The organism is Polaromonas sp. (assembly GCF_043778355.1).
Lineage (GTDB): Bacteria > Pseudomonadota > Gammaproteobacteria > Burkholderiales > Burkholderiaceae_C > Polaromonas.
Genome location: NZ_JAYWHI010000069.1, coordinates 1 through 22541, shown reverse-complemented (window position 1 = coordinate 22541; position 22541 = coordinate 1). Strand labels below are relative to the sequence as shown.

Genomic DNA, 22541 nt, shown 5'->3' with positions numbered 1-22541 from the left:
ATCAACCTGAGCCAGACGTATCGCTGGACGCGCTGTCTGACCACAGCCACCCTGCCTGGCAGCGGCTCAAAGCTGAAGAGCTTTTGGCGCAACAACTCTCGCAGCTTCAAAGCAAACGTGCGCGCGATGTGTTGCGTGCCCCGCCACTGAAGCGCAAAAAAGTCGGCAGCCTGCACCAGCAGCTATGGAGCGCCTTGCCCTTCAAGCTGACAGCGGCGCAGCGGCGGGTGTGTGACGAGATTTCTCAAGACATCGCCCAAATCGTGCCCATGCACCGCCTGCTGCAGGGTGACGTGGGCAGTGGCAAAACCGTGGTGGCGGCGCTGGCTGCCGCCATTTGCATTGACGCGGGCTGGCAATGCGCCTTGATGGCACCCACGGAGATATTGGCCGAGCAGCACTTTCGCAAACTCATCGGTTGGCTGGAGCCGCTGGGTGTCAAGACCGCCTGGCTCACGGGCAGCCAAAAAACCAAAGAGCGTCGCGAGATGTTGGCGCTGATTGCCAGCGGCGAGGCCGGCCTGGTGATCGGCACGCACGCCATCATTCAGGACAAAGTGGAGTTCCACAGCCTGGCGCTGGCCATCATCGACGAGCAACACCGCTTTGGCGTGGCGCAGCGGCTGGCGTTGAGAGCCAAGATGACCGAGGGTGGCCGAGAACCTCACCTGCTTATGATGACTGCCACGCCGATCCCCAGAACCCTGGCCATGAGTTATTACGCCGACCTGGATGTCTCCACCATCGACGAGTTGCCGCCAGGCCGCACCCCCATCGTCACCAAAGTGGTGGCCGAGTCCCGGCGTGACGAGGTGGTCGAACGCATACGCGGCCAGCTTGCTGAAGGCCGTCAGGTGTACTGGGTTTGCCCGCTGATTGAAGAGAGTGAATCGGTGGACCTGATTAATGCCATCCAGACGCACGAAGCCTTGACGGCGGCCTTGCCCGGCACCCAGGTCGGCCTGCTGCATTCGCGCATGCCGGTGGCCGAGAAAAAGGCGGTGATGGCGCTGTTCACCAGCGGCCAGCTCGGCGTGCTGGTCAGCACCACGGTGATTGAGGTCGGCGTCGATGTGCCCAACGCTTCACTGATGGTGATCGAACACGCCGAACGGTTTGGCCTGAGCCAGCTGCACCAGTTGCGCGGCCGGGTCGGGCGCGGTGCTGCGGCTTCGGCCTGCGTGCTGCTGTATTCGACCGGCGAGGCGCCGCGCCTGGGCGAAACCGCGCGGGCCAGGCTCAGGGCCATGGTGGAGACGCAGGACGGCTTCGAGATCGCCCGACGCGACCTGGAGATTCGCGGGCCGGGCGAGTTTTTGGGCGCACGCCAGTCCGGCGCGCCCTTGCTGCGTTTTGCCGACCTCGCTACAGACTCCGAGCTGCTGGCCTGGGCGCGAGCGTTGGCGCCGGTGATGCTGGACAAGTATCCGGATTTGGCGCACCGGCATATCTTGCGGTGGCTGGGGGGGAAGGCGGAATTTTTGAAGGCGTGACTGTTGGTACGCCGGCAAGCCGGGGGTTGCCCGGCGGCAACTCACTTTCTTTTTGCGTCGCCAAAAAGAAAGTGAGCAAAGAAAAGGGCGACCCGATGGTCTGGGTCCCTCCGCTTCGCTGCGGGCAGCCTGCGGTGCTCACCGAAAACGGGGTCGAGCTAGAACTCGGCTAGCGCCTCAGACAATCGCTCGCCCTGATCCGTTTTCGGCTGTGCTCCTCGGCCCAGCCCGACGGGTGGAGCGGCAGAGAAGAACACTAATACCGAACCCCCTCCGGATTGCATGGAGCGCGTAGCGCTTCATGCACGGGAATCCCAACATACCGTCATGTTTGCACGCGAGCGCAGCACATGCGGCCAAATGAGGCACCCTTCCCTCGCCCAGCGGGGCGAGGGAAGGGCGGGGGGTTGGGAGTGGGGAGTTGGACCTACTGCCAGTTGCAAGCCCCAAATGCAGCGTGACGCCTTGATTCGCCGATGGCTTGCGGTCGAACATCTGTCTCGAGCGCGCGAAAAGCCGCACAATAAGCCCATGACGCTCACCGAACTCAAATACATCGTGGCCGTCGCCCGGGAAAAACACTTCGGCAAGGGCGCAGAGGCCTGCCATGTGTCGCAGCCGACGCTCAGCGTGGCGATCAAGAAGCTTGAGGAAGAGCTGCAGGTCAAGCTGTTCGAGCGCAACGCCAACGAGATCACGGTGACGCCGCTGGGCGAAGAAATCGTGCGCCAGGCGCAGAGCGTGCTGGAACAGGCCGACAGCATCCGCGAGATTGCCAAGCGCGGCAAGGATCCGCTGGCGGGCGCCTTGCGCCTGGGCGTGATTCACACCATTGGCCCGTATTTGTTGCCTGATCTGGTGCGCCAGGCGATTGCGCTCACACCGCAGATGCCGCTGATGCTTCAGGAAAACTTCACCGTCAAGCTGCTCGAAGAACTGCGTACCGGCGAGATCGACTGCGCCATCCTGGCCGAGCCCTTCCCCGACACCAACCTGGCGATTGCGCCGCTGTATGACGAGCCCTTCATGGCCGCCGTGCCAAGCACCCATCCGTTGGCGGCGCGCAGCAGCATCACCGCCGACGAGCTGAAAAAGGAGACCATGCTGTTGCTGGGTACCGGCCATTGCTTTCGCGATCATGTGCTGGAGGTCTGCCCGGAGTTTGCGCGGTTTTCCAGCAACGCCGAAGGCATACGCAAGAGTTTTGAAGGCTCGTCCCTGGAGACCATCAAACACATGGTGGCTGCTGGCATGGGGGTGACGCTGGTGCCGCGTTTGAGTGTGCCCAAAGATGCCCTTTTGCCGGTTCCAGTGGCAAAACCGCCACCGAAGTCAAAAGGCAGGCAAGTCCCCGAGTTGCCCTCGTACATCAAGTACCTGCCCTTTGAAGGCCATGTGCCGACTCGGCGCGTGGTGCTGGCCTGGCGCCGCAGCTTCACGCGGTATGAAGCGATCGCGGCCTTGCGCAACGCGATTTATGCCTGCGAACTGCCGGGGGTGGCGCGCCTGTCCTGAGGGCGCCGCCCTGACCCGGTGTTTCGTGATGTCTATCAAGGCGATGCAGTTTGACTGTTGCACCGTGCGCCCTGATTGCTTAGAGTAAAACCTGAAGTTATTGAAAGGAATTTTTCATGGCCAAATCTGCTCCCAAAAAAGCCTCGCCCGTCAGCCGCACCGGCGCACCGCCCATCAACATCGGTATCAGTGAAAAAGACCGGGCGGCCATCACCCAGGGCCTGAGCCGCCTGCTGGCGGACACCTACACGCTCTACCTGACCACGCACAATTTCCACTGGAATGTGACCGGGCCGATGTTCAACACGCTGCACCTGATGTTCATGACCCAGTACACCGAATTGTGGAATGCGGTGGACCCGGTGGCAGAGCGCATCCGTTCCTTGGGCTATCACGCGCCCGGCTCCTACGCGGAGTTCGGCCGGTTGACCTCGCTGCCGGACGTGCCGGTCAAGCCGCCGCAGGCGCTGGAGATGGTGCGTATTCTGGTCAAGGGCCACGAGGCAGTGGCCCGCACCGCGCGGGAACTGTTCCCGCTGGCTGACAAGGCCAGTGACGAGCCGACGGCCGACCTGCTGACCCAGCGCCTGACCGTGCATGAGCAGACTGCGTGGATGCTGCGCTCGCTGCTTGAGGACTAAGCCAGCGTGAGCGGTTCCGACGACGCCGACATGCGCAGCGCAGGGCCGCCCCAAGCAAGCACAGCCCCCTCGGGGGGCAGCGCATTACGCAAGGTGAAAAGCGTGGGGGCCCTGTATCTCGAACTGATCCGCTGGGACCGCCCGGCGGGCTGGCTGCTGCTGCTGTGGCCCACACTGTCGGCGTTGTGGGTCGCTTCGCATGGTTTTCCGGGTTGGCACCTGATCCTGGTCTTCACGCTCGGGACCATTCTGATGCGCAGCGCTGGTTGCTGCCTCAACGACGTGGCCGACCGTGATTTTGACCGCCACGTCAAACGCACGGCCCAGCGCCCGGTCACGCGTGGTGCGGTGCCCGTCCGGGATGCGCTCCTGCTAGGCGCGGTGCTGGCGCTGATGGCCTTCGGCCTGGTGCTCACGACCAACACCGCCGCCATCGCCTGGTCTTTCGCTGCGCTGGCTGTCGCCGTGGTCTACCCCTATGCCAAACGGTTTGTGTCCATGCCGCAGGCGGTGCTGGGCGTGGCCTTCAGTTTCGGCATCCCGATGGCTTTTGCCGCCGTGCAGTCGCGCGTGCCAGCGCTGGCCTGGCTGCTGCTGCTGGGCAACCTGTTCTGGGTGATTGCCTACGACACCGAATACGCCATGGTCGACCGGGACGATGATCTCAAGATTGGCATGAAAACCTCGGCCATCACGCTGGGGCGCTTTGATGTGGCAGCGGTGCTGGCCAGTTACCTGATTTATCTGTCTGTTTGGGCTGTAGCCCTCAAGGATATTGCGCAAGCAGCTATTTATTTCATAGCGATCACGATCGCACTCGGACAAGCTTTCTGGCATGTATGGCTGATCCGCAAACGCGGCCGGGACGATTGTTTCAAGGCCTTTCGCCTGAACCACTGGCTGGGATTCACCGTGTTTGGAGGCATTGCGCTGTCATATGCGCTGGCCGGCCGCTAGACACCTTATTTAGCTATAAAAAGTATAGCTGCTAGCGCCTGCTGCTTATGGGCTGAGGCCACATTTCTCTCAAGAACCTCAGTCAGCGCCGAACTCGTCACCCAGCGCTGCAGCACGTTGCCGGGCTGCGTGCATGGCCTGCACGAAGTGCTGCTTCACCCCGGCTTGCTCCATGGCGGTCAACGCCGCGTGGGTGGTGCCACCTTTGGATGTCACGCGTTCACGCAGGGTTTCGGGCGGCTCGCTCGATGCTTGTGCGAGCGCCGACGCGCCGACAAAAGTTTCGACCGCGAACTGGTGCGCCTGTGCACGGCTCAGACCCATCTCGCTGCCCGCCTGCACCATGGCCTCGATGAAATAAAACACATAGGCCGGTCCTGACCCTGACAGGGCGGTCACGGCATCAAGCGCTTGTTCCTGAGCCAGCCACAGGTGTTTGCCTGTGGTCTGGATGACCCGCTCGATCGCCAACCGGTCCGCTGCCGTGACGGCGGGCCGGGGGAAGAGGGCGGTCATGCCCTTGCCCACCAGCGCCGGGGTATTGGGCATGGCGCGCACGATGCGTTCGGTGCCCAGCCAGCCGGCGATGCTGCCCGAGCGGATGCCGGCCGCCACGCTCAGGTGCAGCGCCTGGCCGGTGTGGGGCCCCGCCTGCAGCGCGGCCTGCCGGAAGGTCTGCGGCTTGACGGCCCAGACCACCAAACCAGCCGACGCCAGTGTGGGGCCGGGTTCTGCCTGCGCCGCGATGCCGAATTCCGCGTCGAGTTTGGCGCGCTGCGCGGCCCACGGCTCGACGATCTGGATCTGGCTGGCCGGCATGCCTTGCTTGCGCAGGCCGCCGATGATGGCGCTGGCCATGTTGCCGCCACCGATGAAGGCGATGCCATGGCCTGTTGTTTCTGTGTGTTGTGGTGAAGTCATGGTGTTCAGTCAAAAAATTCAAAGGCCAGCCATTGGGTGATTTGGCGCGAATTGAAATTGTCGTCGCTGATGAAGTGCAGGCTGCGGTTGCCGCTGGCAAGCCGGGGTCCCCAGCACATGCCTTCGGTATTGTCGAGGCGATTTAGCCGGGGGCCGATGCCCGCGCCAGTGAATGCCGAAAAGTCGGCCAGCAGCACTTTGGCGACGGGCCTGTAGCCACCCGAGTGCAGTGTCGGCAGGCCCAGGGTGTCTGATCCGGTGTGGGTATCGATCAGGTACAGACGCAGCGAGTTGCTTGTGGTGGGGCCGTGCCCCGCCATGTAGGCCCGCTCCAGCACCAGCATGCGCTCGGCATCCAGCATCAGGATCTCGGTCACGCCGTTGTCGGCCTGGGTGGCGGGCGGCACCGGTGCGCCCGGAACGGCATCGGGAACATAGGCAATCTGACGCAGGATGTGGCCGCTGGACAGATCGATTTCGGTGAAACGGCAGGGCCCGCCGACGACCTGCACTGTCGGGACCGGACCGTCCTGGCGCAAGGCCGCTTCCATCGCAATCCAGGCGCGTCTGCCGTCGGGGCTCAGGGCCAGGCCTTCCAGCGTCCTGTTGATGCGCGGCCCCTGGCTCAGATGAAAGTCAAACATCGGAGGCAGCGTGAATTCGCGCAGCAGCGTGCCGTCGGTACGGCTTTCACGCAGTGCCGGTGCGGCACCTGTCAGGGCATGGCCCTCGCTGGTCCAGAGCAGGCTCTGGCTGGCTGCGCGCCAGCGGATGGACTCCGGGTCGGGGACGTCAATGCCCCGCAGCGCCGCCGGGTAAGTGCTGCCGTCGGACTGGCGCAAAAAAGTCACGCTCCTGAGTTCGGGTTCGCCCAGCCCTTGGGCTTGCATGGCGATGCTCGCGGTGTAAAAACGCGCCGGGTTGATGGCCGAGCCGTCGTCGCTGAGCAGGTAATACAGGCCGCTGGTGTCGTCGTAATCGATGCCCGACAAGCCGCCGACGGTGCTTCCCTCAAATTGAAGCCGGTGCGGCATGCGTGCCTCGCCGATCAGCCGCAAGCGGGTGCGTGGCGGTGACGATGAAGCTGGCGCTGCATCGGCGCGCGGCAGCCCGGCCAGGGCCACAGCGGCTGCTGCGCCGTAGCGCAGCGCCTGGCGCCGGGTCCATCTGGATGCGGGCGGGAGGAGATCGGGGTGGCTGGACATGGCGCGAGTCTAGCCTCGGGGCAAGGACGCCGAGTGACAAACTCCCGGCCCCGGCCCCGGAGCCTAAAGCGCCACGGTCTGCCGCACCGCATGTTCCCAGCGTGCCATCCGTTCGGCGGCGCGGCTGGCGTCCAGCGTCGGCAGAAAGCGGCGCTCGCTGCGCCACAGCGCAGACAGCTGTTCTGTATTTTGATAAACGCCGCTGGACAGCCCTGCGAGGTAGGCTGCGCCCAGGGCGGTGGTTTCTGTCACGGCCGGCCGCACCACCGGGATGCCCAGCAGGTCGGCCTGAAACTGCATCAGCAAATCATTGACGCAGGCCCCGCCGTCGACGCGCAGTTCGGCCACGGGTGCGGCGCCTGCGGCGACCGCGTCGCGGCTCATGGCCTGCAGCAGGGCCGCGCTCTGGTAGGCAATGCTTTCGAGCGAAGCCCGCGCAATGTGCGCCAGTGTGGTGCCGCGGCTCAAGCCGGTGATGGTGCCACGGGCCTCGGGCTTCCAGTAGGGCGCGCCCAGGCCGGTGAAGGCCGGCACCACCATGACACCGCCGGAATCCGGCACGCTTTCGGCCAGGGCCTGCACCTCACCGCTGCCCTTGATCGCATGTAGGCCGTCGCGCAACCACTGCACGACAGCGCCGCCGACAAACACGCTGCCCTCAAAGGCATATTCAGTCTGCGGCGTCACCTGCGCTGCGCTGGTCGTCAGCAGGCCGTTGTGCGAGGTTTGAAATTTGTTGCCGGTGTGCATCAGCATGAAGCAGCCGGTGCCGTAGGTGTTCTTCGCCATGCCCTCCTTGAAGCAGGCCTGCCCGAACAGCGCGCTTTGCTGGTCGCCGGCCACGCCGGCAATCGGGATGGCCGCGCCCAGCAGATCGGGCAGCACCTCGCCGTAGTGCGCGCTGGACGGCCGCACCTCGGGCATCAGCGAGGGCGGGATGTCCAGCAGCGCCAGCAACTCCTCGTCCCAGCGGTTGCTTCGCACATTGAACAGCATCGTGCGCGAGGCATTGGTGACGTCGGTGGCGTGTAGCGTGCCACCCGAGAGCTGCCACATCAGCCAACTGTCCACAGTTCCGAAGGCAAGCTCGCCACGTTCGGCCTGGGCCCTGGCCTGCGGCACGTTGTCGAGCAGCCATTTGAGTTTGGTGCCGGAGAAGTAGGCGTCGATCAGCAGCCCGGTTTTGGACTGAATCAGATCAGCCTGGCCGTTTTCGCGCAGTTGCGCGCAGGTGGCTTCGGCGCGGCGGTCCTGCCAGACGATGGCGTGGTGTACCGGTTGACCAGTCTTGCGGTTCCAGAGCACCGTGGTTTCGCGCTGGTTGGTAATGCCCAGCGCGCGGATGTCGCCAGCCTTGAGTTTTGCCTTGGCCAGCGCCTCGCGCGCGGTTGCCAACTGCGTGCGCCAGATCTCCATCGGGTCGTGCTCGACCCAGCCGGGCCGGGGGTAGATCTGTGGCAGCTCTTGCTGCGCCAGTGCCACGATATGGCCTTGTTCGTCAAACACGATGCTGCGCGAACTGGAGGTGCCCTGGTCCAGGGCGAGCAGGTAGGCCTGTCCTGAGCTTGTCGAAGTGGTCATGGTGCTTCTTCAGTGGGGGCGATGTCGCAACTGACACCGGCTTCAGCCAGCAAGGCCGGGAAGGGCTCGGGCGGTGGCTGGTCGGTGAACAGCCGGTTGATTTGCGAGAGTGTGGCCAGCTCGACCATCGCGGGCCGGTTGAACTTGCTGCTGTCTGCTGCCAGCCAGACCTCGCGCGCGTGGGAAATGATGGTCTGCGCCACCTTGACTTCGCGGTAGTCGAAGTCACGCAGAGAACCATCGGCTTCGATGCCGGAAATGCCGATCAGTGCGATGTCCACCCGGAACTGCCGGATGAAATCGACCGCCGCCTCGCCAACGATGCCTCGGTCACGCGGCCGCACCACACCACCGGCCACGATCACTTCGCAGTTGGAGTTGCTGCTCAGGATGGCCGCGACGTTGAGGTTGTTGGTGATGACGCGCAGGCCCTTGTGGTGCAGCAACGCCCGGGCGATCGCCTCGGTGGTGGTGCCGATGTTGAGGATCAGTGAACAGTTGTCAGGCACTTCGGCGGCGACAGCGCGCGCGATCCGCGCCTTGCCGTCGGCGTTAAGGCTTTCTCGCTGTCGATGGGCCAGGTTTTCAATCGTGGAGCTCGGCGCACGCACACCGCCATGGAAGCGCGCCAGCAGGCCCGCCTCAGACAGGCGCTGCACGTCCCGGCGCACCGTTTGCAGCGTGACTGCGAGGACGTCAGCGAGTTGTTCGACGGTGACAGAACCGCGCGTGCGGACCTCGTCGAGAAGTTTGAGTTGCCGGGGATTGGAGTTCACAGCTTATTTTGCGTCAGAGTAAAACGACTTTATATCGAAACAAAAAGAAACAAATAAGGGAAATCATGTATTCAAAACGCGCATAAAGGAATAAGAATAGAAAAAATACGAACCCTCAGAAATTCACCTTGAACCCAGCATTCCGTTTGAACGACGCGCCTGAAGGCCCTGACAGGAAAGGTGCGTGATGCAGCTTTTACTCGAAGGTATCAGCAAAAAAGTGGGCGCAGAAACATGGCTTTACAACATGGATCTGGCGCCGCGAACCGGCGAAGTCACGGTATTGCTGGGCGCCACGCAAGCCGGCAAAACCAGCCTGATGCGCATCATGGCCGGACTCGATGTGCCCAGCACGGGCCGGGTGTGTGTCGATGCTGCCGATGTGACCGGCATGCCGGTGCGCCAACGCAATGTGGCCATGGTGTATCAGCAGTTCATCAACTATCCCTCGCTTCGGGTGGCCGACAACATCGCGTCTCCGCTGAAGCTGCGCGGTGAAAACAACATAGACCAGCGCGTGCGCGAGATTGCCGGGCGGCTGCATATCGAGATGTTCCTGGACCGTTATCCGGCCGAACTCTCGGGTGGCCAGCAACAGCGCGTGGCGCTGGCGCGTGCGCTCGCCAAGGGTGCGCCGCTGATGCTGCTCGACGAACCGCTGGTGAATCTGGACTACAAGCTGCGTGAGGAGCTGCGCGAGGAATTGACCCAGTTGTTTGCGGCCGGTGATTCAACCGTTATTTATGCGACGACCGAGCCCGGTGAGGCCCTGCTGCTGGGCGGCTACACGGCTGTTCTGGACGGTGGTGAACTGCTGCAATACGGCCCAACCGCAGAAGTTTTCCACGCACCGAAATCGCTGCGGGTGGCGCGCGCGTTCAGTGACCCGCCCATGAACCTGATGGCCGCCGTCGTGACTGCGCAGGGAGTGCAACTGGTGGGCGGTCCGGACCTGGCGATGGTTTTGCCCGCCGGTGCAACCGGGTCGGTGACGGTAGGCGTGCGCGCCAGTGCGCTGCGCGAGAGCCGGCGCGACGGTGACATCACACTGGCTGGCAAGGTGGAGCTGGCGGAGATCTCCGGTTCCGATACCTTTGTGCATGTGAGTACCGCCGTGGGCGAGCTGGTCGCCCAGCTCACCGGCGTGCATTTCTTCGAGCTCGGTGCGGCGCTTTCGCTGTACCTGCAACCTTCGCAGGTGTATGTGTTTGATGCCGGCGGCGCTTTGCTGGTAGCGCCGCAGCGCCAGGGAGGGTTTTGAAATGGCGCGTATCGATCTGGACCTCGCTCATGCCTACAAGGCCGATCCGCGGGAGGACGCCGACTACGCGCTGCTGCCGCTACAAATGACTTTCGAGGATGGCGGGGCTTATGCATTGCTGGGTCCGTCGGGTTGCGGCAAGACCACCATGCTCAACCTGATTTCCGGCCTGCTGGCGCCGTCGCAAGGCGCGGTCCGCTTCGACGGCCGCGACATGACACACGCCACGCCGCAGGAGCGAAACATCGCACAGGTGTTCCAGTTCCCGGTGATTTACGACACCATGACAGTGGCGGAAAATCTGGCTTTCCCGCTGCGTAACCGCAAGATGCCAGAGGCGCAAATCAAGCAACGCGTCGGCGAAATCGCCGAGATGCTGGAGATGAGCGGCCAACTCAATCAGCGCGCCGCAGGTCTGGCCGCCGATGCCAAGCAGAAAATCTCGCTGGGCCGTGGCCTGGTGCGGCCCGATGTGTCTGCGGTGCTGTTCGATGAGCCTCTGACGGTGATTGATCCTCACCTGAAGTGGCAGCTGCGTCGCAAGCTCAAGCAGATTCACCACGAGCTCAAGCTGACCTTGATTTATGTCACGCATGACCAGGTCGAGGCCCTGACCTTTGCCCAGCAAGTGGTTGTCATGACCCGCGGCCGGGCCGTGCAGATCGGTTCTGCCGACGCGCTGTTTGAGCGCCCCCAGCACACTTTTGTGGGGCACTTCATCGGCTCGCCGGGCATGAATTTCCTTCCTGCGCGTGCTGATGGCGACCGCTTGGCCATCGCCGGTCATACCCTGCCCATGTCGGCGGGTCGGGAGTTGCCGGCGGGGGACTACAAACTTGGCATCCGGCCCGAATACCTCACCCTCGCTGCCAGTGGCGCGACCGGTGCTCTGCCTGCGACGGTGATGCGCGCTCAGGACGTTGGCACCCACCTGATGCTCACCGCCAATGTCGGTGACAGTGTGCTCAAGGCCCGCCTCCACGCCGGTGTGCCGCTGCCGCAGGTGGGTGACACCGTCTGGTTGCAGGTGTTGGGCATCCACACCTGTTTTTACAAGAACGAGGAGCTTGTTGCATGAGCACAGCGCAGAACCGCTTCAAGCAAGCGAAGGCCCTTCTGGGGGGCAGTGCAGCCGCCCCGGCGACAAACGTGGCGGCATCATGAGCACTACCACCAAACCCGTCAACCAGAAGGCCTGGCTGCTGGTGTTACCGGTCATCATCTGCGTGGCCTTCTCGGCCATCCTGCCTCTGATGACCGTGGTCAACTACTCGGTGCAAGACATCATTTCGCCGGAGCGGCGCGTGTTTGTTGGCACCGAGTGGTTTGCCGCCGTCATGCGCGACGAGGACCTGCACGCCGCGTTATGGCGGCAACTGACGTTTTCATTCGCGGTGCTGGCGGTCGAGGTTCCGCTCGGCATCGCGCTGGCGCTGTCCATGCCGTCGCAGGGCTGGAAGTCATCGGCGGTGCTGGTGCTGGTCGCGTTGTCCTTGCTGATTCCCTGGAACGTGGTCGGTACCATCTGGCAGATCTACGGTCGCGCCGATATCGGGCTGATGGGCATGCTGCTGCAAAAGATGGGCTTCGACTACAGCTACACCGGCAATGCGCTGCATGCCTGGATCACCGTGCTGGTCATGGATGTCTGGCACTGGACGCCGTTGGTGGCCCTGTTGTGTTACGCCGGCCTGCGCTCCATTCCTGACGCGTATTACCAGGCGGCGCGTATTGACGGTGCCAGCAAGTTTGCGGTGTTCCGCTACATCCAGCTGCCCAAGATGCGCGGCGTGCTGATGATTGCCGTGTTGCTGCGTTTCATGGACAGCTTCATGATTTACACCGAGCCCTTTGTGCTGACCGGCGGCGGTCCGGGCAATGCCACAACTTTCCTGTCGCAGTACCTGACGCAGAAGGCCGTGGGGCAGTTCGACCTCGGGCCTGCGGCGGCGTTTTCGCTGATTTATTTCCTCATCATCCTGCTGCTGTGTTTCATCCTCTATAACTGGATGCAGCGCGTGGGCACCCAGACCAAGGAGGTGACGTCATGAATGAAAAACGCTTCCACAAGCGGTCCTTGTTCCTGATCGCCTATATTATTTTTGCGCTCCTGCCCATCTACTGGATGGTCAACATGAGCTTCAAGACCAATGCGGAAATCCTGTCGAGCTTTTCCTTTTTCCCGCAACAGTTCACCTGGGCCAATTACCAGACTATTTTCACTGATCCGTCGTGGTATTCGGGTTACATCAATTCGCTGATTTATGTGGCGATCAACACCGTGATTTCGATCACGGTGGCCTTGCCTGCGGCGTATGCGTTTTCCCGCTACAGCTTCATTGGTGACAAACATGTTTTCTTCTGGCTGCTCACCAACCGCATGACGCCACCGGCGGTATTTTTGCTGCCCTTTTTTCAGCTCTACACCACGGTGGGTCTGATGGACACACACATCGCTGTGGCGCTCGCGCATCTGTTGTTCAACGTACCGCTGGCCGTCTGGATTCTGGAGGGTTTCATGAGCGGCATCCCGCGCGAGATCGACGAAACCGCCTACATCGACGGCTACTCTTTTCCGCGCTTTTTCGTACGTATCTTTTTGCCGCTGATCAAGGCTGGCGTTGGCGTAGCGGCGTTCTTCTGTTTCATGTTCAGTTGGGTCGAACTGCTGCTGGCCCGCACGTTGACCAGTGTCAACGCCAAGCCGATTGTGGCGACCATGACCCGTACGGTGTCGGCTTCGGGCATGGACTGGGCGACGCTGGCGGCGGCAGGCGTGCTGACTATCGTGCCCGGCGCCATCGTGATCTGGTTTGTGCGGCATTACATCGCCAAGGGTTTTGCGATGGGCAGGGTGTGATGCGCGAGACACCAGTCATGAGGAGAAATAAATATGTTTGAGTGGATGGCCTGGACGCTGCCAGTGGCAGTGTTTTTTACCTGCATCGTGCTGATGCTGTTTGGCATGACGGTTTGGGAGCTCAAGTCGCCGACCACCTTGCGGCGCGGCTTTCTGCCGATGGCGACCACGCGCGGTGACCGCTTGTTTATCGGCCTGCTGACCGCTGCCTACGTCAACCTGATTTTTATCGGCATCAGCGGCAAGCTGGCGGTTTGGTTGGGGCTGCAGACCGATGTGTCGATATGGATCAGTTTTATTGCGTCGATGCTGCTTTTGGGCGTAATTCTCAGAAAAGGCTAGCGACGCTGAGTTCAGGAGACAGGCGCGCGGCAACCCTTCCCCGCCGGCGCGCCAGGGAGAAAAGCGGGAAGCCTATGAGGAGACGAACGTGAACTTTGATCTGAATGCCGCGGCCCTGGCTGCGATACACACAACGGGGGTGGCCCCATGAAACGCTCGATATATACACTGTCGGCCATCGGCGCTGCCGCGCTGATGTTGACCGCCTGCGGCAAAAAGGAAGAGCCTGTTGCCGCAGCACCACCCGCGGTGACTGCGCCTGCGCCCGCCGCTGCACCTGCTGTCGCGGTGTCCGATGCCGCGAAAAAATGGATTGACAACGAGTTCCAGCCCTCCACGCTGACCAAAGACCAGCAAGCAACAGAGATGAAGTGGTTCATCGATGCCGCGGCCAAGCTCAAGGCCAAGGGCGTCAGCGAAATCTCCGTGGTGTCGGAAACCATCACCACCCATGAGTACGAGTCCAAAACGCTGGCCAAAGCCTTCGAGGAAATCACCGGCATCAAGGTCAAGCACGACCTGATCCAGGAAGGCGACGTGGTTGAAAAACTGCAGACCTCCATGCAGTCCGGCAAGTCAATTTATGACGGCTGGATTTCGGACTCGGACCTGATCGGCACACACTACCGCTATGGCAAGATTTTGGCTCTGTCCGACTACATGGAAGGCGCTGGCAAGGAGTTCACCAATCCTGGCCTCGACCTGAAGGACTTCATCGGCACCAGCTTTACCACCGGTCCTGACAAAAAGCTTTACCAGTTGCCCGACCAGCAGTTCGCCAATCTCTACTGGTTCCGCGCGGACTTGTTCGCCAAGCCGGATCTGCAGGAAAAATTCAAGGCCAAATACGGTTACGACCTGGGTGTGCCGCTCAACTGGTCGGCGTACGAGGATATCGCCGCCTTCTTCTCGAACGACGTGAAGACCATCGATGGCAAACCTGTTTACGGCCACATGGACTACGGCAAGAAGGACCCTTCGCTCGGCTGGCGCTTTACCGATGCCTGGCTGTCGATGGCCGGCACCGCCGACATCGGCAACCCCAACGGGTTGCCCGTGGACGAATGGGGCATTCGCGTGGGGGACGACAAATGCACGCCGGTGGGCGCGTCGGTCTCGCGCGGTGGTGCGACCAATTCGCCAGCGGCGGTATATGCCCTGACAAAGTACGTGGACTGGATGAAGAAATTCGCCCCCAAGGAAGCCACCGGCATGACCTTCGGTGAAGCCGGCCCAGTGCCAGCGCAGGGGCAGATTGCGCAGCAGATCTTCTGGTACACCGCTTTCACGGCCGACATGATCAAACCGGGTCTGCCGGTCGTAAATGCCGATGGCACGCCCAAATGGCGCATGGCACCCGGCCCGAACGGCCCGTACTGGAAGCAGGGCATGCAAAACGGCTACCAGGACGTTGGCTCATGGACATTTTTCAAGGACCACGACGCCAACCGCACGGCCGCCGCATGGCTTTATGCGCAGTTTGTGACTGCCAAGACCACATCGCTGAAGAAGACGATCGTGGGACTCACGCCGATTCGGGAGTCCGACATCCAGTCGAAAGCGATGACCGATATGGCGCCCAAGCTCGGCGGACTGGTGGAGTTCTACCGTAGCCCGGCGCGTGTTGCCTGGTCGCCTACGGGAACCAACGTGCCTGACTACCCCAAGCTCGCGCAGCTTTGGTGGAAAAACGTGGCCCAGGCTGTGACCGGTGAAAAAACACCGCAGGTGGCGATGGACACGCTGGCCGAGGAAATGGACCAGGTCATGAGCCGTCTTGAGCGCGCCGGCATGGAGCGCTGTGCGCCCAAGCTCAATGCCAAGGGTGATCCGGCCAAGTACCTCAGCGACACCGGCGCCCCGTGGAAGAAACTGTCCAACGAAAAGCCTAAGGGCGAAACCATCAACTACGACAAGTTGCTGCAGGCCTGGAAGGATGGCAAGGTCCGCTAACGTGCGGCCATGCGGGCCCGGCCCGCATGCTTGAAGGCGAGGGTGCGTGTAAACCGCGTTTGCACGCACCCCCTCACAAAGAAGCCAAGAGGCGACACCTGCGCAGGGGTTTCCTTGGAGATGGACAATGGCGCCAATGACTTTTGAATTTCCGGCGTTGCCGACGCAGCGCGCAGACCTGATAGAACGCCTGAAGGCGCCCCATACCTACGATATCGCCATCATCGGCGGAGGAGCCACCGGACTGGGCGTGGCGCTGGACGCGGCGGCTCGTGGTTTTTCGGTGGTCCTGGTCGAATCACATGACTTTGCCAAGGGCACATCCTCCCGTGCCACCAAATTGGTGCACGGCGGCGTTCGTTACCTGGCACAGGGCAATATTTCTTTGGTCAGGGAGGCTTTGCATGAGCGAACCCGCTTGCTGGCCAATGCGCCCCACCTGGCGCAACCACTGCCTTTTGTCATGCCTTCCTACAAGTTCTGGGAAGCTCCGTTTTATGGCATTGGTCTGAAAATGTACGACGCGCTGGCGGGCAAAGCTGGTCTGGGCGCCACTGAATTTCTGAGCCGCGCGGAGACTTTGCGCGATCTGCCGACGGCCCGACAAGCAGGTCTCAAAGGGGGGGTCAAATACTGGGATGGCCAGTTTGACGACGCTCGTCTGGCGATGGCGCTGGCGCGCAGCGCGGCGCGGGCGGGCGCCTTGCTGGTCAACTACTGTGCAGCCACGGGACTCATCCATGAAGCGGGCAAACTGGTGGGCTTGCATGTGGCCGATCAGGAAAGTGGGCAGACACTTAGGCTTAACGCCAAATGTATTGTCAATGCCGCAGGCGTGTGGGTCGACCAGTTGCGTGTGCTGGACGGCCAAGCCATCGGGCGCGAGGCCCGGCCCATGGTCGCGCCCAGTCAGGGTGTACACATCGTGGTGGACCGTGCGTTTTTGCCGACGGACCATGCCTTGCTGGTTCCGAAGACGGCGGACGGCCGCGTTCTGTTCGCCGTACCCTGGCTGGGCAAAACGATCCTCGGCACCACCGACACGCCGCGAAATGATCTGGCGCGAGAGCCGTTGGCCTTCCGGGAGGAGGTGGACTTCATTCTGGGCGAGGCGGGGCGCTACCTCAGCAAGTCGCCCGGCCCAGCCGATATCAAAAGTATCTGGGTGGGACTTCGACCTCTCGTCAAACCGCCGGAAGACGATGGTGATCGCACCCAGGCGCTGTCGCGTGAACACACGGTGCTGGTCAGCAAAAGCGGACTGGTCACCGTGACCGGCGGCAAGTGGACAACCTACCGCGCCATGGCCGAGGATGTGCTGGACAACTGTTTTGCCAGAGGTCTGCTGGCAAAACGGCCTGGCGGTGTGACCGCCGATCTCAAACTGGTGGGTGCGCAATCGTCGGAACACAGAATCAGTGAGGCACCGGGTCTTCATTTGTACGGCAGCGACGTGGGAGGCGTTTTGGCCTTGCCGGGGGCGAACCGCGTACTGGGCGGCGGGCTCACGGAGGCGATGGTGCGATTTGCCGCCCGTTACGAATATGCCAGGACCGTCGAGGACGTGCTTGCGCGGCGCTCACGCCTGCTATTTCTTGACGCCGCACTTGCCAAATCGCTGGCTGCCGAGGTGGCGAACTTGCTTGAGCAGGAGGGTCAGCCGCACCCCCGGTTGCAGGAGTTTTTGGTCTTGGCCGACCAATATCTGACCCTTCCGGACTGACACCAGTCGGTAGCCTTGCGCGCGGCGGGGCGGCAACGCGTCGTTTTGCTCCTGAATTTATAGCGATATCCTTAACGCTGACAAGGGTTAAGCGCTGAAACACCTCAAAAGTCGTGAAATTGCCACGATGGGGGTCGCTTGGGGTGTCGAAGGGTGTTGACAAGGGTGCAATATTTGCACATAATCGTGGGCTTCGCTGTAAAAAGCTGAGAATTCTGCCTAACGGAAGCATTGCAAGTGGTTTGCGATGTGGACGACGGGCCCAAGACTGACTGGCAAGCTTTCTGTAAGGAAGGGGCGCCGGTGCAAGTTGGGACTAATTTAAATGATTCAAACGCAATCCAAACTCGATGTTGCTGACAACACGGGTGCCAAATCCGTGATGTGCATCAAGGTGCTGGGCGGATCCAAGCGCCGGTACGCCAGCGTTGGTGATGTCATCAAGGTGAGTATCAAAGAAGCCGCTCCGCGTGGCCGCGTCAAAAAAGGCGAGGTTTACAGTGCTGTGGTCGTTCGTACTGCCAAGGGCATTCGCCGTGGCGATGGCTCCCTCGTCAAATTCGATGGCAACGCAGCAGTGTTGCTTAATGCCAAGCTGGAGCCTATCGGCACCCGCATCTTCGGACCGGTCACGCGCGAACTGCGCACCGAAAAGTTCATGAAGATCGTGTCTCTGGCTCCCGAAGTTCTGTAAGGACACGCCATGAACAAGATTCGCAAAGGCGACGAAATCATCGTGATCGCGGGCCGTGACAAGGGCAAGCGCGGCACGATCACGCTCCGCAAGGACGACAGTTATGTGCTGGTTGAGGGTATCAACCTGGTTAAAAAGCACACCAAGCCCAACCCTCTCAAGGGTGCTACTGGTGGCATTGTTGAAAAAAGCATGCCGATTCACCAGTCCAACGTGGCTATTTTCAATGCGGCAACCGGCAAGGCCGATCGTGTTGGCATCAAGCTTCTGGCTGACGGCAAAAAAGTGCGCGTCTTCAAGTCCAGTGGCGACGAAATCAAGGTTGCATAGACATGGCAAAAACCGCACCTACCCACGCTGCGCCTGCGCAGGCCCGCCTGCAGGCTCAGTTCCGCGAAAAAATCGCTCCTGCGTTGATGGAAAAGTTCGGCTATAAGTCGCCGATGCAGGTTCCCCGCATCACCAAGATCACGCTCAACATGGGCGTGAGTGAGGCTGTTGCTGACAAGAAGGTTATGGACAACGCTGTTGGCGACATGACCAAGATCGCCGGCCAGAAACCTGTGGTCACCAAGGCCAAAAAGGCTATCGCCGGTTTCAAGATCCGCGAAGACCTGCCGATCGGCTGCATGGTGACCCTGCGTGGCGTGCAGATGTATGAGTTTCTGGATCGTTTCGTGACCGTGGCTCTGCCGCGCGTCCGTGACTTCCGCGGCATTTCCGGTCGTGCGTTCGATGGTCGCGGCAACTACAACATCGGCGTGAAAGAGCAGATCATTTTTCCTGAAATTGAATACGACAAGGTGGATGCCTTGCGCGGTCTCAATATCAGCATCACCACCACGGCTAAGACCGACGAAGAGTGCAAGGCGCTCCTCACCGGCTTCCGTTTTCCGTTCAAGAACTGAGGCGGACATGGCAAAACAGGCTTTATTGCAACGTGAACTGAAGCGCGAGAAACTCGCGGCCAAGTTCGCCAAGAAATACGCAGAACTCAAGGCAACATCCAACGACGCCAAGCGCTCCGATGAAGAGCGTCATCTGGCCCGTCTGGAGCTGCAAAAGTTGCCCCGCAATGCGAACCCGACCCGCCAGCGCAATCGCTGTGCGATCACCGGTCGTCCGCGTGGCACATTCCGTCAATTCGGTCTGGCTCGCGCCAAGATCCGCGAGTTGGCTTTTGCTGGTGATATCCCCGGTATCACCAAGGCAAGCTGGTAAGCATAGGAGAACTACAAATGAGCATGAGTGATCCTATTGCCGACATGCTGACGCGCATTCGCAATGCACAAATGGTTGAAAAAGCCGTTGTGCTGGTGCCATCGTCAAAAGTCAAAGTCGCCATCGCGCAGGTGTTGAAGGATGAGGGCTATATCGATGGCTTCTCCGTCAAAACTGACGACGGCAAGTCCCAGTTGGAAATCGCCCTGAAGTATTACGCCGGCAAACCTGTGATTGAGCGCATCGAGCGTGTCAGTCGTCCAGGTCTTCGCGTCTACAAAGGCCACGGCGCCATTCCCCAGGTCATGAATGGCTTGGGTGTTGCCATCGTCACGACCCCCAAGGGTGTGATGACAGATCGCAAGGCGCGCGCTACCGGTACCGGTGGTGAAGTGCTTTGCTACGTGGCTTAACGGCGACATTGAGGAGTAACTGAAATGTCTCGTGTAGGAAAAATGCCAGTTGTCGTGCCCCAGGGTGTCGACGTGGCGATGAAAGACGACCAGATCAATGTCAAGGGCGGCCTCGGCACCCTGGCGCTGACGCAAAACGCGCTGGTCACCATCAAGAATGATGCCGGCAAGCTGACGTTTGTGCCGGCCAATGACTCGCGTGAAGCCAATGCCATGAGCGGGACGATGCGACAGCTCGTCAACAACATGGTCACCGGTGTCACCAAGGGTTTTGAGAAAAAGCTGAGCTTGGTGGGCGTGGGTTACAAGGCCCAGGCCCAAGGCGCCAAGCTGAACCTGACCGTAGGTTATTCGCACCCCGTCATCATGGACATGCCTGCCGGCATCACCGCGACGACGCCGACTCCCACTGAGGTGGTGATCAGGGGTTCGGATCGCCAGCGCGTTGGCCAGATCGCTGCCGAAGTCCGTGCTGTTCGTCCTCCTGAGCCTTACAAGGGCAAGGGCATCCGTTATGCGGATGAGAAGATCACGATCAAAGAAACCAAGAAGAAATAAGGAGCTGCATCATGTTGACCAAAAAAGAGCAGCGCCTTCGTCGTTCACGCCAGACCCGCATCCGCATTGCCACGCAAGGCGTTGCCCGTCTGACCGTCAACCGTACCAATTTGCACATTTACGCCAGCGTTATTTCTGGCGACGGCGCCAAAATTCTTGCATCCGCCTCGACCGCGGAAGCCGAAGTCCGCAAGGATCTCGGTGCTTCGGGCAAGGGTGCAAACGTTGCTGCTGCGCAGGCCATTGGCAAGCGCATTGCCGAAAAGGCAAGAGCGGCAGGTGTGGAAAAAGTAGCGTTTGACCGCGCTGGCTTTGCGTACCATGGCCGCGTCAAAGCGCTGGCTGAGGCTGCTCGCGAAGCTGGCTTGCAGTTCTAAGCAGACTGGAATTAAGTATGGCTAAGTTTCAAGCAAAATCGAACAATGACGCTCCAGACGATGGTCTGAAGGAAAAAATGATCGCGGTCAACCGCGTGACCAAAGTTGTTAAAGGTGGCCGTATCCTCGGTTTCGCTGCGCTGACGGTTGTTGGTGACGGTGATGGCCGCGTGGGCATGGGCAAGGGCAAGTCGAAAGAAGTGCCTGCTGCTGTGCAGAAGGCCATGGAAGAGGCTCGTCGCAACATGACCAAGGTGTCGTTGAAGAACGGCACGATTCACCATAACGTGTTCGGTCATTGGGGTGCAGCCAGCGTCATGATGATGCCTGCAGCCAAAGGTACCGGCATCATTGCCGGTGGCCCGATGCGCGCAGTGTTTGAGGTGATGGGCATTACTGACATCGTGGCGAAGAGCCATGGTTCCAGCAATCCCTACAACATGGTGCGTGCAACGATGGACGCTCTGAACAACTCCACGACCGCCTCGGACATCGCGGCCAAGCGTGGCAAATCAGTCGAAGAGATCTTCGGCTAAGGCGGTACTCAATGACGACAGAGAAAAAACTCACTGTGACCCTGGTTCGCAGCCCGATCGGCACCAAGGAGTCCCATCGTGCCACCGTGCGCGGTCTGGGCCTTCGCGGTATCAACAGCAAGAGCGAGCTTCAGGACACGCCTGCTGTGCGCGGCATGATCAACAAGATCAGCTACCTGGTCAAGGTGCTGTAAGCGGAGCTTATGATGGAACTAAACGGAATCAAGCCTGCTGAAGGCGCAAAACATGCCAAGCGTCGCGTTGGTCGTGGCATTGGGTCGGGCCTGGGTAAAACGGCTGGTCGCGGTCACAAGGGTCAAAAGTCCCGCGCTGGCGGCTATCACAAGGTCGGTTTTGAGGGCGGTCAGATGCCTTTGCAGCGTCGCTTGCCAAAACGCGGCTTCAAGTCGCAGTCGCTCAAATTCAATGCTGAGGTAACACTGGGTGCCCTGGAGAAGCTTGGCTTGGCTGAGGTGGATCTGCTGGCGCTCAAGACCGCAGGACTCGTTGGTCAGATTGCTAAAAATGTCAAAGTCATCAAGTCGGGCGCCCTGACCAAAGCTGTCAAGCTCAATGGTATTGGCGCGACGGCGGGTGCAAAAGCTGCGATTGAAGCTGCTGGCGGCACATTCGCTTAATTAGACGGATAAAGATCAGTGGCGACCAGCTCCGCACAAATTGCAAAGACCGGCAAGTTCGGTGATCTGCGCAACAGGCTTGTATTTTTGCTGCTTGCGCTGGTGGTTTACCGTGTGGGTGCTCATATCCCGGTTCCGGGCATTGATCCTGCCCAATTGCAGCAACTTTTTCAGGGCCAGCAGGGCGGCATATTGAGTCTTTTCAATATGTTTTCCGGCGGGGCTTTGTCCCGGTTCACTGTGTTTGCATTGGGAATCATGCCGTATATCTCGGCGTCGATCATCATGCAACTGCTGACTTATGTCGTGCCGACATTCGAGCAGATGAAAAAGGAAGGCGAAGCTGGTCGCAGGAAGATCACCCAGTACACCCGCTATGGGACCTTGGGTCTTGCACTGTTCCAGTCTATGGGGATTGCGATTGCGCTGGAAAGCTCACCTGGCCTTGTGCTGGCTCCTGGTTTTGGTTTCCGGATGACGGCTGTTGTGAGTCTGACCGCTGGAACCATGTTTTTGATGTGGTTGGGCGAGCAAATCACTGAGCGTGGTATTGGCAACGGTATATCAATGCTCATTTTTGCAGGGATCGTAGCTGGTCTTCCAGCAGCTGTCGCTGGCACGTTTGAGCTTGCGGCGAAGGATCAACTTAACTGGTTGGCTGTTATTTTCGTCGGCGCTTTGGCGATCGCTGTCACTGGTTTTGTCGTGTTTATGGAGCGCGGGCAACGTAGAATTACGGTTAATTATGCCGGACGTAGCGGCGGCCGACAGGGTTATGTCAATCAGGCGCAACATTTGCCATTAAAATTAAACATGGCTGGGGTTATTCCAGCCATTTTTGCATCGAGTTTAATTTTGCTTCCAGCTTCAGCAGCG

The 22541-nt window shown here is 60.6% G+C and carries 26 protein-coding genes; 22 read left to right on the top strand and 4 right to left on the bottom strand.

Going from position 1 to position 22541, the window contains the following annotated elements; all coding sequences use genetic code 11:
• The 4 genes from recG to ubiA form a co-directional block, all read left to right on the top strand.
• A partial coding sequence (recG, locus tag ACH2CW_RS11000; protein WP_395058007.1) for an ATP-dependent DNA helicase RecG occupies nucleotides 1–1493 on the top strand: 1493 nt, incomplete at its 5' end.
• Between the two features lie 531 nt (nucleotides 1494–2024).
• Nucleotides 2025–3008 carry a LysR substrate-binding domain-containing protein gene (locus ACH2CW_RS10995; protein WP_395058005.1) on the top strand — a complete coding sequence of 328 codons (984 nt, stop codon included), beginning with the start codon at nucleotides 2025–2027 and terminating at the stop codon, nucleotides 3006–3008.
• 116 nt (nucleotides 3009–3124) lie between these two features.
• Nucleotides 3125–3649, top strand: a complete 525-nt coding sequence (locus ACH2CW_RS10990) for a Dps family protein (protein ID WP_395058003.1) — start codon at nucleotides 3125–3127, stop codon at nucleotides 3647–3649.
• A 6-nt stretch (nucleotides 3650–3655) separates the two neighbouring features.
• On the top strand, nucleotides 3656–4606 hold the full coding sequence (gene ubiA, locus ACH2CW_RS10985; RefSeq protein WP_395058001.1) for a 4-hydroxybenzoate octaprenyltransferase: 951 nt from the start codon (nucleotides 3656–3658) through the stop codon (nucleotides 4604–4606).
• A gap of 78 nt (nucleotides 4607–4684) precedes the next feature.
• Here ubiA and proC read toward each other — a convergent pair whose 3' ends face one another.
• The 4 genes from proC to ACH2CW_RS10965 form a co-directional block, all read right to left on the bottom strand.
• Nucleotides 4685–5527, bottom strand: a complete 843-nt coding sequence (proC, locus tag ACH2CW_RS10980) for a pyrroline-5-carboxylate reductase (protein WP_395057999.1) — start codon at nucleotides 5525–5527, stop codon at nucleotides 4685–4687.
• 5 nt (nucleotides 5528–5532) lie between these two features.
• Entirely contained in the window at nucleotides 5533–6732 is a 1200-nt protein-coding gene (locus tag ACH2CW_RS10975) for an esterase-like activity of phytase family protein (protein ID WP_395057997.1), read from the bottom strand.
• A 63-nt stretch (nucleotides 6733–6795) separates the two neighbouring features.
• Nucleotides 6796–8313, bottom strand: a complete 1518-nt coding sequence (gene glpK / locus ACH2CW_RS10970; protein WP_395057995.1) for a glycerol kinase GlpK — start codon at nucleotides 8311–8313, stop codon at nucleotides 6796–6798.
• On the bottom strand, nucleotides 8310–9089 hold the full coding sequence (locus tag ACH2CW_RS10965; RefSeq protein ID WP_395057993.1) for a DeoR/GlpR family DNA-binding transcription regulator: 780 nt from the start codon (nucleotides 9087–9089) through the stop codon (nucleotides 8310–8312). Before ACH2CW_RS10965 ends, glpK begins: the two co-directional genes overlap by 4 nt.
• Before the next feature lie 187 nt (nucleotides 9090–9276).
• Between ACH2CW_RS10965 and ACH2CW_RS10960 the strand changes: the two genes are divergently transcribed.
• From ACH2CW_RS10960 to secY, 18 genes are all read left to right on the top strand, one after another.
• Entirely contained in the window at nucleotides 9277–10350 is a 1074-nt protein-coding gene (locus tag ACH2CW_RS10960) for an ABC transporter ATP-binding protein (RefSeq protein ID WP_395057991.1), read from the top strand.
• A 1-nt stretch (nucleotide 10351) separates the two neighbouring features.
• Complete coding sequence (locus tag ACH2CW_RS10955) at nucleotides 10352–11428, top strand: ABC transporter ATP-binding protein (RefSeq protein WP_395057989.1); 1077 nt, start codon at nucleotides 10352–10354, stop codon at nucleotides 11426–11428.
• An 82-nt stretch (nucleotides 11429–11510) separates the two neighbouring features.
• Nucleotides 11511–12401 (top strand): carbohydrate ABC transporter permease, encoded by an 891-nt coding sequence (locus ACH2CW_RS10950; RefSeq protein ID WP_395057987.1) that lies wholly within the window; start codon nucleotides 11511–11513, stop codon nucleotides 12399–12401.
• Entirely contained in the window at nucleotides 12398–13210 is an 813-nt protein-coding gene (locus tag ACH2CW_RS10945; RefSeq protein ID WP_395057985.1) for a carbohydrate ABC transporter permease, read from the top strand. Before ACH2CW_RS10950 ends, ACH2CW_RS10945 begins: the two co-directional genes overlap by 4 nt.
• Before the next feature lie 33 nt (nucleotides 13211–13243).
• Entirely contained in the window at nucleotides 13244–13552 is a 309-nt protein-coding gene (locus ACH2CW_RS10940) for a DUF2160 domain-containing protein (RefSeq protein WP_395057983.1), read from the top strand.
• A gap of 195 nt (nucleotides 13553–13747) precedes the next feature.
• Entirely contained in the window at nucleotides 13748–15505 is a 1758-nt protein-coding gene (locus ACH2CW_RS10935) for an ABC transporter substrate-binding protein (protein WP_395058009.1), read from the top strand.
• Between the two features lie 136 nt (nucleotides 15506–15641).
• The gene (locus ACH2CW_RS10930) at nucleotides 15642–17228 is read left to right on the top strand and encodes an FAD-dependent oxidoreductase (RefSeq protein ID WP_395057981.1); all 1587 of its coding nucleotides are present in this window, start codon (nucleotides 15642–15644) and stop codon (nucleotides 17226–17228) included.
• Nucleotides 17229–17553: 325 nt separating this feature from the next.
• A complete protein-coding gene (gene rplN / locus ACH2CW_RS10925) occupies nucleotides 17554–17922 on the top strand; it encodes a 50S ribosomal protein L14 (RefSeq protein WP_007869247.1) in 369 nt (122 codons plus the stop codon).
• 9 nt (nucleotides 17923–17931) lie between these two features.
• The gene (gene rplX, locus ACH2CW_RS10920) at nucleotides 17932–18252 is read left to right on the top strand and encodes a 50S ribosomal protein L24 (protein ID WP_296919824.1); all 321 of its coding nucleotides are present in this window, start codon (nucleotides 17932–17934) and stop codon (nucleotides 18250–18252) included.
• Between the two features lie 2 nt (nucleotides 18253–18254).
• Nucleotides 18255–18830, top strand: coding sequence for a 50S ribosomal protein L5 (rplE, locus tag ACH2CW_RS10915; protein ID WP_395057977.1), 576 nt, complete (start codon nucleotides 18255–18257; stop codon nucleotides 18828–18830).
• A gap of 7 nt (nucleotides 18831–18837) precedes the next feature.
• Complete coding sequence (gene rpsN / locus ACH2CW_RS10910; RefSeq protein WP_296919828.1) at nucleotides 18838–19143, top strand: 30S ribosomal protein S14; 306 nt, start codon at nucleotides 18838–18840, stop codon at nucleotides 19141–19143.
• 17 nt (nucleotides 19144–19160) lie between these two features.
• Nucleotides 19161–19556 carry a 30S ribosomal protein S8 gene (gene rpsH, locus ACH2CW_RS10905; RefSeq protein ID WP_395057975.1) on the top strand — a complete coding sequence of 132 codons (396 nt, stop codon included), beginning with the start codon at nucleotides 19161–19163 and terminating at the stop codon, nucleotides 19554–19556.
• 24 nt (nucleotides 19557–19580) lie between these two features.
• On the top strand, nucleotides 19581–20114 hold the full coding sequence (gene rplF / locus ACH2CW_RS10900; protein WP_395057973.1) for a 50S ribosomal protein L6: 534 nt from the start codon (nucleotides 19581–19583) through the stop codon (nucleotides 20112–20114).
• 11 nt (nucleotides 20115–20125) lie between these two features.
• The gene (gene rplR, locus ACH2CW_RS10895; RefSeq protein ID WP_395057971.1) at nucleotides 20126–20491 is read left to right on the top strand and encodes a 50S ribosomal protein L18; all 366 of its coding nucleotides are present in this window, start codon (nucleotides 20126–20128) and stop codon (nucleotides 20489–20491) included.
• Nucleotides 20492–20508: 17 nt separating this feature from the next.
• Nucleotides 20509–21027, top strand: coding sequence for a 30S ribosomal protein S5 (gene rpsE, locus ACH2CW_RS10890; RefSeq protein WP_188709721.1), 519 nt, complete (start codon nucleotides 20509–20511; stop codon nucleotides 21025–21027).
• A gap of 11 nt (nucleotides 21028–21038) precedes the next feature.
• Nucleotides 21039–21221 carry a 50S ribosomal protein L30 gene (gene rpmD, locus ACH2CW_RS10885; RefSeq protein ID WP_077592479.1) on the top strand — a complete coding sequence of 61 codons (183 nt, stop codon included), beginning with the start codon at nucleotides 21039–21041 and terminating at the stop codon, nucleotides 21219–21221.
• 12 nt (nucleotides 21222–21233) lie between these two features.
• A complete protein-coding gene (rplO, locus tag ACH2CW_RS10880) occupies nucleotides 21234–21665 on the top strand; it encodes a 50S ribosomal protein L15 (protein WP_395057968.1) in 432 nt (143 codons plus the stop codon).
• An 18-nt stretch (nucleotides 21666–21683) separates the two neighbouring features.
• Nucleotides 21684–22541: preprotein translocase subunit SecY (gene secY / locus ACH2CW_RS10875; RefSeq protein WP_395057966.1), on the top strand; the 858-nt coding region annotated here is incomplete at its 3' end.

Excerpts from the sequence above, each read along its gene's own strand:
- ACH2CW_RS10995 (WP_395058005.1), top strand. The coding sequence starts at position 2,025 with ATGACGCTCACCGAACTCAAATACATCGTGGCCGTCGCCCGGGAAAAA.
- ACH2CW_RS10990 (WP_395058003.1), top strand. The coding sequence starts at position 3,125 with ATGGCCAAATCTGCTCCCAAAAAAGCCTCGCCCGTCAGCCGCACCGGC.
- proC (WP_395057999.1), bottom strand. The coding sequence starts at position 5,527 with ATGACTTCACCACAACACACAGAAACAACAGGCCATGGCATCGCCTTC.
- ACH2CW_RS10975 (WP_395057997.1), bottom strand. The coding sequence starts at position 6,732 with ATGTCCAGCCACCCCGATCTCCTCCCGCCCGCATCCAGATGGACCCGG.
- glpK (WP_395057995.1), bottom strand. The coding sequence starts at position 8,313 with ATGACCACTTCGACAAGCTCAGGACAGGCCTACCTGCTCGCCCTGGAC.
- ACH2CW_RS10960 (WP_395057991.1), top strand. The coding sequence starts at position 9,277 with ATGCAGCTTTTACTCGAAGGTATCAGCAAAAAAGTGGGCGCAGAAACA.
- ACH2CW_RS10955 (WP_395057989.1), top strand. The coding sequence starts at position 10,352 with ATGGCGCGTATCGATCTGGACCTCGCTCATGCCTACAAGGCCGATCCG.
- ACH2CW_RS10950 (WP_395057987.1), top strand. The coding sequence starts at position 11,511 with ATGAGCACTACCACCAAACCCGTCAACCAGAAGGCCTGGCTGCTGGTG.
- ACH2CW_RS10945 (WP_395057985.1), top strand. The coding sequence starts at position 12,398 with ATGAATGAAAAACGCTTCCACAAGCGGTCCTTGTTCCTGATCGCCTAT.
- ACH2CW_RS10940 (WP_395057983.1), top strand. The coding sequence starts at position 13,244 with ATGTTTGAGTGGATGGCCTGGACGCTGCCAGTGGCAGTGTTTTTTACC.
- ACH2CW_RS10935 (WP_395058009.1), top strand. The coding sequence starts at position 13,748 with ATGTTGACCGCCTGCGGCAAAAAGGAAGAGCCTGTTGCCGCAGCACCA.
- ACH2CW_RS10930 (WP_395057981.1), top strand. The coding sequence starts at position 15,642 with ATGACTTTTGAATTTCCGGCGTTGCCGACGCAGCGCGCAGACCTGATA.
- rplN (WP_007869247.1), top strand. The coding sequence starts at position 17,554 with ATGATTCAAACGCAATCCAAACTCGATGTTGCTGACAACACGGGTGCC.
- rplX (WP_296919824.1), top strand. The coding sequence starts at position 17,932 with ATGAACAAGATTCGCAAAGGCGACGAAATCATCGTGATCGCGGGCCGT.
- rplE (WP_395057977.1), top strand. The coding sequence starts at position 18,255 with ATGGCAAAAACCGCACCTACCCACGCTGCGCCTGCGCAGGCCCGCCTG.
- rpsN (WP_296919828.1), top strand. The coding sequence starts at position 18,838 with ATGGCAAAACAGGCTTTATTGCAACGTGAACTGAAGCGCGAGAAACTC.
- rpsH (WP_395057975.1), top strand. The coding sequence starts at position 19,161 with ATGAGCATGAGTGATCCTATTGCCGACATGCTGACGCGCATTCGCAAT.
- rplF (WP_395057973.1), top strand. The coding sequence starts at position 19,581 with ATGTCTCGTGTAGGAAAAATGCCAGTTGTCGTGCCCCAGGGTGTCGAC.
- rplR (WP_395057971.1), top strand. The coding sequence starts at position 20,126 with ATGTTGACCAAAAAAGAGCAGCGCCTTCGTCGTTCACGCCAGACCCGC.
- rpsE (WP_188709721.1), top strand. The coding sequence starts at position 20,509 with ATGGCTAAGTTTCAAGCAAAATCGAACAATGACGCTCCAGACGATGGT.
- rpmD (WP_077592479.1), top strand. The coding sequence starts at position 21,039 with ATGACGACAGAGAAAAAACTCACTGTGACCCTGGTTCGCAGCCCGATC.
- rplO (WP_395057968.1), top strand. The coding sequence starts at position 21,234 with ATGGAACTAAACGGAATCAAGCCTGCTGAAGGCGCAAAACATGCCAAG.